The sequence below is a fragment of the Nocardioides sp. genome (genome assembly GCF_035429765.1).
GTDB lineage: Bacteria > Actinomycetota > Actinomycetes > Propionibacteriales > Nocardioidaceae > Nocardioides.
In genome coordinates, this window is the sequence record NZ_DAOMFK010000107.1 from 1 (window position 1) to 10,812 (window position 10,812).

7 protein-coding genes are annotated in these 10,812 nt (G+C 72.2%); 3 read left to right on the plus strand and 4 right to left on the minus strand.

From position 1 onward, the window contains the following. A partial coding sequence (kdd, locus tag PLP61_RS10845) for an L-erythro-3,5-diaminohexanoate dehydrogenase (protein ID WP_502889031.1) occupies positions 1-650 on the minus strand: 650 nt, incomplete at its 3' end. Positions 651-805: 155 nt separating this feature from the next. On the opposite strand from kdd, the gene PLP61_RS10850 reads away from it, so the two are divergent. Then, on the plus strand, positions 806-2,260 hold the full coding sequence (locus PLP61_RS10850) for a KamA family radical SAM protein (protein WP_324502728.1): 1,455 nt from the start codon (positions 806-808) through the stop codon (positions 2,258-2,260). A gap of 61 nt (positions 2,261-2,321) precedes the next feature. Here PLP61_RS10850 and PLP61_RS10855 read toward each other — a convergent pair whose 3' ends face one another. Next, positions 2,322-2,762 (minus strand): Lrp/AsnC family transcriptional regulator, encoded by a 441-nt coding sequence (locus PLP61_RS10855; RefSeq protein WP_324502729.1) that lies wholly within the window; start codon positions 2,760-2,762, stop codon positions 2,322-2,324. A gap of 61 nt (positions 2,763-2,823) precedes the next feature. Here PLP61_RS10855 and PLP61_RS10860 point away from each other — a divergent pair, with 61 nt between their 5' ends. Both PLP61_RS10860 and PLP61_RS10865 read left to right on the plus strand, forming a co-directional pair. Then, complete coding sequence (locus tag PLP61_RS10860; protein ID WP_324502730.1) at positions 2,824-3,783, plus strand: 5'-3' exonuclease; 960 nt, start codon at positions 2,824-2,826, stop codon at positions 3,781-3,783. Positions 3,784-3,887: 104 nt separating this feature from the next. Then, entirely contained in the window at positions 3,888-7,202 is a 3,315-nt protein-coding gene (locus tag PLP61_RS10865; RefSeq protein ID WP_324502731.1) for a S8 family serine peptidase, read from the plus strand. Positions 7,203-7,235: 33 nt separating this feature from the next. Here the strand turns inward: PLP61_RS10865 and PLP61_RS10870 are convergent, their stop codons facing one another. Both PLP61_RS10870 and PLP61_RS10875 read right to left on the minus strand, forming a co-directional pair. After that, positions 7,236-10,025, minus strand: coding sequence for a DEAD/DEAH box helicase (locus PLP61_RS10870; RefSeq protein WP_324502732.1), 2,790 nt, complete (start codon positions 10,023-10,025; stop codon positions 7,236-7,238). Further along, positions 10,022-10,812 (minus strand): YegS/Rv2252/BmrU family lipid kinase (locus PLP61_RS10875; RefSeq protein ID WP_324502733.1); only part of this gene is annotated, 791 nt, incomplete at its 5' end. The genes PLP61_RS10875 and PLP61_RS10870, both read right to left, overlap by 4 nt.

The following is a 10,812-nucleotide window of genomic DNA, read 5'->3' on the forward strand; positions in this document are numbered from 1 at the left end:
CCGGCGGCGGCGGGAGCCGCCAGGCTCAGCGACCCCGACTTGCCCGCTCCGCCGATCACCGCGACGACCGGACGGGCGTAGGAGGCCACCACCCGGCGGGGCAGCGCGGGGGCGCCGCACACGTCCATCACCGCCAGGCTCAGCTCCGGCTGCAGGTCCTCGGGGATGACGGCGGCGATCGAGCGGCCGAACAGCACGGCGTACCCCTCGCAGGGCACCTGCTCCCCGCGGCCGTCCCACCGGGCCAGGCCGTCCTCGATCACCAGCGGGGTGAGGGTGAGCGAGACCAGGGTGGTGACCCTGTCCCCGACCCGCAGGCCCAGGGGCGACTCGGGGCCGACCTCCTCCACGGTGCCGACCAGCATGCCGCCCGAGCCGGTCTCGGGGTTCTGCATCTTGCCCCGGGTCGCGACGATGTCGAGGACCGCGGCGCGGATCGCCGCGCCGTCGACGCCGCCGTCGGCGGCGCGGTGGGTGCGCTCGAGCTGGCGGTAGGAGGCCGCATCGAGGTTGAGCCGCTCGACCCGGATCCGCACCTCGTCGGGCCACAGCTCGCGACGGGTGTCCAGCGCCCAGGCGGCCTGGGGGAGCACCAGACGCTCGTCCAGGACCCGGTGCAGGCCGGTGGGATCACTCGTCGAGCGGGTCACGACCGTCGGTCCTCCATCTAAACTGGGGTATGCGCGAGAAATTCTCCGGTCGAGCATTGGACTAACCGGATGTTCTCCACCTACTCTGTCAGACAACCTGCGCGTCGCACAACCGGCGCGCCTGCCCGACGTACCCACCCTCCCCAGGAGCAGCCATGAGCATCGAGACTGCCTTCGGTCCGGACCGCACCCAGCCCTACCCCTACCGTCGGGTGGAGCTGGTGGAGCCGGACTGGACCCGGTTCCCCGGGTGGCGTGAGGTCACCAGCGCCGAGTGGGAGTCGGTGCAGTGGCAGCGCGCGCACTGCGTGAAGAACGTGCGCCAGCTGCGCGAGCTGCTCGGCGACCTGGTCGACGAGCGCTTCTACGCCGACCTCGAGCGGGACCAGGCCGAGCGCGCGACGATGTCGATGCTGGTGCCGCCGCAGATGATGAACACGATGGTGCCCGACGTGGAGCCGGCCGGGCCCGGGACGCTCACCGAGGCGTTCTACGCCGACCCGGTGCGCCGCTACATGATCCCGGTGTTCTCCGACCGGCGTACCGACTGGCCCTCCCACCCCCACGCCACGCGTGACTCGCTCCACGAGCACGACATGTGGGTGACCGAGGGGCTCACCCACCGCTATCCCACGAAGGTGCTGGCCGAGCTGCTGCCCACCTGCCCGCAGTACTGCGGGCACTGCACCCGGATGGACCTGGTCGGCAACTCCACGCCGGTCATCGACAAGCTCAAGTTCGCCGGCAAGCCCGCCGACCGGCTCGGCGAGATGCTCGACTACCTGCGTCGTACCCCCACCGTCCGCGACGTGGTGGTCTCCGGCGGCGACGTGGCCAACATGCCCTGGCCCCGGCTCGAGGCGTTCCTCACCGCGCTGCTGGAGATCGAGAACGTCCGCGACATCCGGCTGGCCACCAAGGCGCTGATGGCGCTGCCGCAGCACTGGCTGCAGGACGACGTCGTGGACGGGATGGGCCGGGTCGCGACCCTTGCCCGCGCGCGTGGGGTGTCGGTGGCCATCCACACCCACGTCAACCACGCCAACTCCGTCACGCCGCTGGTCGCGAAGGCGACCCGCACGATGCTCGACACCGGCATCCGCGACGTACGCAACCAGGGCGTGCTGATGAACGGCGTGAACGCCGACCCGCACACCCTGCTCGACCTCTGCTTCGCGCTGCTCGACGGGGCGCAGATCATGCCCTACTACTTCTACATGTGCGACATGATCCCCTACTCCGAGCACTGGCGGGTCTCGGTCGCGGACGCGCAGCGGCTCCAGCACCACTTGATGGGCTACCTGCCGGGCTTCGCCACTCCCCGGATCGTGTGCGACGTGCCGTTCGTCGGCAAGCGGTGGGTCCACCAGCTGGCGTCCTACGACACCGAGCGCGGTATCTCGTACTGGACCAAGAACTACCGCACCTCCATCGAGGCCGCCGACACCGACGCGCTCACCCGCACCTACGAGTACTACGACCCGATCCACACCCTGCCCGCCGCCGGCCAGGCCTGGTGGGAGCAGCACGGGCGTCTCGACGAGTCCGCGCTCAAGGCCGCCGAGGTCGCCGAGGCCTCCCGCCGGCTGGCCGCCCTCCAGGCCCACTGACCCCCGGCTGGGATCCGCCCACCTGCCGGTTTCGCCGCCCGGGGAAACCGGCAAGACCCGGCTACCCCGTCACGGGGCGGTTCTCGTACGGCGTGGAGAGCACGATCGTGGTCCGGGTGGAGACGTTGGCGATCGCGCGGATCCGGGCGAGCAGGTCCTCGAGCACGGCCGGGGTGGGCACCCGGACCTTGAGGATGTAGGACTCCTCGCCGGCCACCGACCAGCAGGACTCGATCTCTGCGATGTCGCTGAGCCGGCGGGGGTAGTCGTCCGGCTCGGAGGGGTCGATCGGGGTCACCGACACGAACGCGGTCAACGGGAGGCCGACCTGCTCGTGGTCGATGGTCGCGCCGTACCCCTTGATCAGGCCCCGGGCCTCGAGCCGCTTGACCCGTTGGTGGACCGCGGAGGTCGACAGCCCGGTCGCCTTGCCGAGATCGGTGAAGGACATCCGACCGTCCGCCGCCAGGAGGGTGAGGATCTTGCGATCGATCTCTTCCACGGCTCCCACCCTAGTCGTGCGGGGAGCCGGTCGGGACGCTCCTCAGCGGTAGCCTGCGGGGATGCCCGAGACCGACGAGCGACTGATGGTGCTGGACACCGCGTCGATGTACTTCCGCGCCTTCTACGGCGTGCCGGAGATCCGCGCAGCCGACGGTACGCCGGTCAACGCCGTGCGCGGGCTGCTGGACTTCATCACCCGCCTGGTCGCCGAGTACCGGCCCAGCCACCTGGTCTGCGCCTGGGACAACGACTGGCGTCCGCAGTGGCGGGTGGACCTCCTCCCGACGTACAAGGCCCACCGGGTGCAGCTGGAGACACCGGGCGCCGCGCCGGACGTCGAGGAGGTCCCCGACCCGCTCACCGTGCAGGTCCCGGTGATCCTCGAGGTCCTCGACGCCCTGGGGCTGTGCGTGCTCGGCGCGGACGGCTACGAGGCAGACGACGTCATCGGCACGCTGGCCACCGGCGCGGCCATGCCCGTGGACATCGTCACCGGCGACCGAGACCTCTTCCAGCTGGTCGACGACCAGACGCAGGTGCGAGTCCTCTACATCGCCCGCGGCGTCGGCCGGCACGAGCGGGTCACCAACGCGGTGGTCCGCGAGAAGTACGCCGTGGAGGCGCACCAGTACGCCGACTTCGCCACGCTCCGGGGCGACGCCTCCGACGGGTTGCCCGGCGTCGCCGGGGTCGGCGAGAAGACCGCAGCGACCCTGCTCGCCCGGTTCGGCGACGTCGCCGGACTGGTGGCGGCTGCCGCCGACCCGGGATCGGACCTGGCACCCGGCCCGCGCGGGAAGGTCAAGGCCGCCGCGGACTACCTCGCGGTCGCGCCCCGGGTGGTGGCGGTCGTCCGTGACCTGCCGTTGCCCGACGTCGACACCGCCCTGCCCCGCACGCCCCCGGACCCGGCCCTGCTGGCCGAGCTCGCGCAGCGCTGGCGCCTGGAGAGCCCGGTGGAGCGGCTGCTGGCGGTGCTGGCAGGTGGGGGCGCGGCCCCGGCCGGCGTCCCGGACTGACCGATCGGCCCTTGCCGTGCGCCGGGGAGTCCCCCTAGGTTCAGGGGCAGTGCGGGCTCCCGAGGTGCGGGGGCCGCCACACGTCACGACCAGAGGACATGCCCATGCCACGCAACACCCGCAGGTCACTGGCCAGGCTCGCCGCCACCAGCGCCGTCGTAGCGCTCGCGGCAGCCGGTCTCACCACCGTCTCCGCCTCGGCGGCGGAGGACGACACCCACGGTCTCCGCCTCTCCGCGGTCCAGCCGGTCCAGGTCTCCAGCGGAGAGGCCGACAAGGCGACGAGCAGCCAGCTGGCCCGGACGCCGGCCGGGCTGCTGCGCCTCAGCAGCCCCAAGAAGATCCCCGTGATGATCAAGTACGACTACGACGCGCTCGCCAGCTACACCGGCACCGTCAAGGGGTACGCCGCCACCAGCCCCAGCGTCACCGACCGGGCGCTGACCGCCCAGCGCGCCGCAAGCGCCCGCTACCTCGGCTACGTCACCAGCCGCGAGCAGGCGATCACCAGCGAGATCACCGACGCGGTGCCGACCGCGACGGTCACCCGCTCCTACCGCGTTGTGTACGGCGGGGTGTCGGCGTTCGTGCCCGGCAACTCGGTCCGGACGATCCTGAAGGTGCCCGGCGTCGTCGCGGTCCAGCGCGACACGCTGAACAAGACGCTGACCGACTCCAGCACCGACTTCATCAACGCACCCGCGGCCTACTCCGCGCTGCACAGCCGCGCCAACGCCGGTGAGGGCGTGCTGCTGGGCAACCTCGACTCCGGCGTGTGGCCCGAGCACCCCTCCTTCGCCGACCAGGGCAACCTGCCCGACTACACCGGCCCTGCGCTCCCCTGCGAGTTCGGCGACAACCCGCTGACCCCGGGGGTGGACGTCTTCGAGTGCAACAACAAGCTCGTCGGCGGCGCCGCCTACCTCGACACCTACGACCTGGTCTACGGCACCGGCTACATGTACCCCGACCTGGCCCGTGACTCGGGCGGGCACGGCTCCCACACCGCCTCCACCTCCGCCGGCAACGTCGTGCACGACGTCCAGACGCTCGGCCCGCTTGTGTCGCGGATCAACGGCGTCGCGCCCGGCGCCCAGGTGATGGAGTACCGCGTCTGCGGTGAGAACGGCTGCTTCACCTCCGACTCCGCGGCGGCCGTCGAGCAGGCGATCCTCGACGGGGTCAAGGTCATCAACTTCTCCATCAGCGGCGGCAGCTCGCCGATGACCGACCCGGTCGAGCTCGCCTTCCTCGACGCCTACAACGCGGGCGTGTTCGTCGCGGCCTCGGCCGGCAACTCCGGTCCTGGGGCGAGCACGACCGACCACCTGTCCCCGTGGGTCACCACGGTGGCGGCCTCGACGCAGACCCGCGAGTTCGCCTCGCACCTGACCCTGACCGCGGACGGCGGCGCCACCTACGAGGTGGACGGGGCCAGCATCACCGCCGGCGCCGGCCCGCTGCCGGTGGTCTCGGCGGCCGCCGCGCCGTACGGCGACGCGCTGTGCACCACCCCCGCTGCGGCCGGCACCTTCACGGGCACGATCGTGGTCTGCCGGCGTGGCTCGAACGCGCGGGTCGACAAGGGCTACAACGTGCTGCAGGGCGGGGCTGCGGGGATGATCCTGTACAACCCGACGCTGGCCGACGTGGAGACCGACAACCACTGGCTGCCCGCGGTCCACGTGGCCGACGGGACCGACCTGGTGGCCTTCCTCGGCAGCCACACCGGCATCACCGGGCAGTTCACCGCCGGTGCCGCCAAGGCCGGCAAGGGCGACGTGATGGCCGCGTTCTCCTCGCGAGGCCCGGCCGGTCCGGTGGTCAAGCCCGACATCACCGCACCCGGGGTGCAGATCCTGGCCGCGATGACGCCGACGCCGGAGGTCTCGACCGACGGTCCGCCCGGCGAGTACTACCAGGCGATCGCCGGCACCTCGATGTCCTCACCGCACGTCGCGGGTGTGGCCCTGCTGCTCAACGCCCTGCACCCGGACTGGACGCCGGGCCAGATCAAGTCCGCGATCATGACCCAGGCGCTGACGTCGGTGGTCAAGGAGGACGAGACCACGCCGGCCGACCCGTTCGACATGGGCTCGGGCCGGGTCGACGTGGGTCGGGCGATGAAGGCGCCGCTGACGATCTCCGACACCGCCGCCAACTTCGCGGCGCTCACCCCGGACGAGGTGCACGCGATCGACCTCAACATCCCGTCGATCAACGCTCCCACGATGCCGGGCCGGATCACCACCACCCGGACGCTCACCAACGTCACCAAGGGCAAGCTCGTGGTGAACCCGCGGGCGACCACCGCTGCCGGCACGAGCATCTCCTTCAGCCCGAAGCAGGTGAGGATCCCTGCCGGCGGTAGCGCCAGCGTGGAGATCACCATCCGCTCCACGGCACCGGTCGGTGAGCAGCAGTTCGCCACCGTGCTGCTCAAGACCCAGCGTGGCACCGCTCACCTCCCCGTGGCGTTCGTCCGTCAGCAGGGGAAGGTCAGCCTCGACCAGACCTGCTCGGCGCCGAGCGTGCCCAAGGGGCGCACGGCCACCTGCATGGTCTCGGCGACCAACAACGACTTCGCCGACCAGCAGGTCTCGCTGCGCACCTCCACCTCCAAGCGGCTCACGCTGGTCTCGGCGTCGGGCGCGACCGTGGTGAAGGGGGTCGCTCGGAAGGTCGTCACGCTCGCCGGAGCGGCGCTCGGGATCCCGTCGGTCGACCCGGGCGACACCCCGGGCGGCGGGTACCTCCCGCTCGAGGCCTTCGGGATCACCCCGACCGGCCTCGGCGACGAGGACATCGTCACCTTCGACGTGCCCACGTTCACCTACAACGGGGCACCGGCCAGCCGGATCTCGGCGTTCTCCAACGGCTACCTCGTCGTCGGCGGCGGTACGTCGGCCGACAACGAGTGCTGCACGCTGCCGACCGGCCCATCGCCCGCGGCACCGAACAACGTGCTCGCGCCGTTCTGGACCGACCTGAACGGTACCGGCGCGCCGGGCCTGCGGGTGGCCTCGCTCACCGACGGGGTGAGCACCTGGCTGGTGTTCCAGTGGAACGTGTTCGTGTACGGCACCACCGACGCGCGGGCGTTCCAGACCTGGATCCAGGTGGGCAACACCCAGGACATCTCCTACGGGTACGGGGCCGCGCCGACGAGCCCGGCCGGCCAGCCGTTCCTGGTGGGGGCGGAGAACGCCGCCGGAGAGGGCGACATGGAGGCGGTCCTTCCGGCTGGCTCGCTGGTGGTCACCTCGACCGACCCGGTGCCCGGTGACACGGTGTCCTACACGGTCACGGTGAAGGGCCGCACCCCGGGATGGGCGGGCGTGCACACGGAGATGACCGCCGAGCGGGTGCCCGGTGTCACCGTGGTCGACACCGACCTGCCGGTGACCAGGAAGCGGTAGCCGGGGGCGCGGCCTGCTCCTCGCTGCGGCGGCTCAGTCGCCCAGCGAGGAGTAGGCCACCACGCCCCGCCGTAGGGCGAGGACCACGTCCCGGGCCGCCTCGCGCAGGGCGCTCTCCCCCGCGGCGTCGGCTACCTGACCGGCCAGGTCGACCAGCTGCTTGACCCAGCGCACGAAGTCGCCGGCGGCCAGCTGCGTCGCCCCGAGCACCTCGTCGAGGTCGTCGCCCTCGGCCCAGCGCCAGGCCGCCCAGGCGAACCCCGGGTCCGGCTCCCGCAGGAAGTCGAGCCGGTGGTCGCGCTCGACGCCGGACAGCTCCTGCCACAGCCGGGCAGTCTCCTCCACCACCGCACCGGTGCGCCCTCCGGGGACCCGGACACCGGCCTCCTCGCTGCGGCGGGCCTCGTACACCAGCACCGACAGCGCGGCCGCGAGCTCGGAGGTGGAGAGACCCGCCCACAGCCCGCGACGCATCGCCTCGGCCGCGACCAGGTCCATGTCCGAGTACAGCCGCATCAGGTGGCGTCCGTGCGCGGTGACGGTGTCCCCGTCGAGGTAGCCGAGCGTCTCGAGCACCTCGCAGACCCGGTCGAAGGTGCGTGCGACGGTGTTCGTGCGCTGCTCGACGCGGCGGGTGAGGGTGGCGGCGTCCCGCTCGAGACGGAACCACCGCTCGGCCCACCGGGCGTGGTCCTCCCGGTCGGGGCACTGGTGGCAGGGATGTGCCTTCATCTCGCGGCGCAGCGCGTCGATCTCGTGGTCGGCGGCGCTGTCCCTGCCCGACGCGCGTCCGGCGGGCGGCTCCGGAGGCGGCAGGTCCCGGGTCCGGCTGCTGAGTGCGGCCGCGAGGTCCCGCCGTGCCTGCGGGCTGCGGGGGTTGAACCCGCGGGGCACCTTGAGCCTGGTCAGGGCCGACACCGGGGTCGGGAAGTCGGTGAGCGACAGCCTCCGGGCCTGCCGTCCGAGGGTCAGCACCGACGGCCGGGGCTCGTCGGTGGCGGCCCCCGGGTCGAGCACCACGGCGTACCCCGCGAACTTCCCGGCCGGGACGCGGATCACGTCACCGGGTCGCAGGGCGGCCAGCGAGGCCAGCACCTGCTGCCGGCGGTCCGCGCGCCGGCCCCGCGCCGCTCCCTTCTCGGCCTCCGAGATCCGGCGGCGGAGCCGGGCGTAGGCCATGAAGTCGCCCCGGTCGCAGGTGGCCGCCTCGAGGTAGCCGGCCAGCGCGTCCTCGGCCTTGCCGAGCTGCCGGGCCAGGCCGACCACCGCCTTGTCGGCCTGGAACTGGGCGAAGGACAGCTCCAGGAGGGCGCGCGCCCGCTCCCGGCCGTACTGGTGGACGAGGTTGACCGCCATGTTGTACGACGGCCGGAAGGACGAGCGCAGCGGGTAGGTCCGCGTGGAGGCCAGACCGGCCAGCTCGCGCGGGTCCATGCCCGGCTGCCAGAGCACCACGGCGTGGCCCTCGACGTCCAGCCCGCGACGGCCGGCCCGGCCGGTGAGCTGGGTGTACTCCCCCGGGGTGATGTCGGCGTGCACCTCCCCGTTGAACTTGGTGAGCTTCTCGATCACCACCGTGCGGGCCGGCATGTTGATGCCCAGGGCCAGGGTCTCGGTGGCGAAGACGACCTTGCACAGCCCGCGCACGAACAGCTGCTCCACGCACTCCTTGAACGTCGGCAGCATCCCGGCGTGGTGGGCGGCGACGCCGCGGGTCAGCCCGTCCAGGAAGTCGTGGTAGCCCAGGGCGTGCAGGTCGTCGTCGGGCAGGTGGCGGCACCGCTCCTCGACGAACCCGAAGATCTCGTCACGCTCCTCGGGCGTGGTCAGGCGCACGTGCGCCTGCAGGCACTGCGCAACGGCGGCGTCGCAGCCGGCCCGGCTGAAGATGAACACGATCGCCGGCAGCAGGCCCTCTCGGTCCAGCCGGTCGATGACGTCGGTCCGGCCGGGGATCCAGACCCGCCGTCCGTTGCCGACGTTGCGGGGGTTGCGGGAGGATCCCGGACGCCCCTTCCGCGACGACCTGCGGTCGCGCATCAGCCGGCTGGAGGCCCAGTCGTCGCGGGCGATGCGGACGAGCTGGTCGTTGACGGGTGCCCCTTCCCGGACGAACCCGGCCGCGGCGTCGACGTCGGAGGAGGCGAACAGGTCCAGCAGCCGGCGGCCCACCATGACGTGCTGGAACAGGGGGACGGGCCGCCGCTCCTCCACGATCGTCTCGGTGTCGCCGCGGACCGTCTCGAGCCACTCGCCGAACTCCTCGGCGTTGGAGACCGTCGCCGAGAGGGAGACCAGGGCCACCGACTCGGGCAGGTGGATGATCACCTCCTCCCACACCGCGCCGCGCATCCGGTCGGCCAGGTAGTGGACCTCGTCCATCACCACGAAGCCCAGCCCCAGCAGGGTCCGCGAGCCTGCGTAGAGCATGTTGCGCAGCACCTCGGTCGTCATCACGACCACCGGCGCCTCGCCGTTGACGGTGTTGTCCCCGGTGAGCAGGCCCACCCGGTCCGCTCCGTAGCGGTCGACGAGGTCGGCGTACTTCTGGTTGGACAACGCCTTGATCGGGGCCGTGTAGAAGCACTTGCGGCCCGTGGCGAGGGCCAGGTGGACCGCGAACTCCCCCACCACGGTCTTGCCCGATCCCGTCGGGGCGGCCACGAGTACGCCGCGGCCCTCCTCGATCGCCCGGCAGCCGCGCAGCTGGAACTCGTCGAAGTCGAAGCCGTACTGCCCGGTGAACTCACGCAGCACGGGGTACCGCTGCGTCCTGCGGTGCGCGGCGTACCGCTCGGCGGGTGTCGGCTCCTCCGCGCTCACGTGAGCACCGTGAGCGCGCCCGGTGCGCACTCCACCGTCAGCGGCAGCTCGCCGAACCGCTCCCCGTCGGCGTAGGCGACGATCCCGGGCGAGGCGACCGTGATCCGGCGGACCAGGTGGTGCTCGTACTTCGGGTGGGTGACGTGGGTGCCGTTGAACAGGCGCGGGTAGGCCCGGACCAGGCCCAGGCGGCTCATCGGGCGGAAGATCACCACGTCCAGCATCCCGTCGTCGAGCAGCGCCCCCTCGGTGATCCGCAGTCCGCCGCCGAACGAGGGGCCGTTGCCCACCGCCACCAGCATGGCGTCGAGCTCGACGCTGCGCCCGTCCAGCTCGAGGGTGTAGGACAGGGGTGAGAACGTGCGCAGCTCGGCGAGCGTGGCGATGTTGTAGCGCATCTGGCCGGTCGGCCAGGTCATCTGGTTGGCCCGCTCGTTGACCACCGCGTCGAAGCCTGCGGCCAGCACCGTCACGTAGTACCTCGAGCCGCTGCGGGCCAGGTCGACCGTGCGGGTGCGCCCGGCGATGACCCGGTCGGCGGCCGCGGCGGGGTCCTTGCGGGGCAGGTCGAAGTAGCGGGCCACGTCGTTGCCGGTCCCGGCCGGGATCAGGCCCAGCGGGATCCCGGTGCCGGCCACCGCCTGGGCGCCGAGGTGCGCGATCCCGTCCCCCCCGCACACGACCAGCGCCTCGACGCCGTCGGCCACGCACTCCCGGGCCAGGTCCAGCGCCTCGTCGGCGTCGCGGCCCTCCAGCGTGCGGACCGCGAAGCCCGCGTCGCGCAGGC

What these genes read in the sequence shown, in the direction of transcription:
- PLP61_RS10850 (WP_324502728.1), top strand. Translation starts at nt 806, where the DNA reads ATGAGCATCGAGACTGCCTTCGGTCCGGACCGCACCCAGCCCTACCCC.
- PLP61_RS10865 (WP_324502731.1), top strand. Translation starts at nt 3,888, where the DNA reads ATGCCACGCAACACCCGCAGGTCACTGGCCAGGCTCGCCGCCACCAGC.
- PLP61_RS10860 (WP_324502730.1), top strand. Translation starts at nt 2,824, where the DNA reads ATGCCCGAGACCGACGAGCGACTGATGGTGCTGGACACCGCGTCGATG.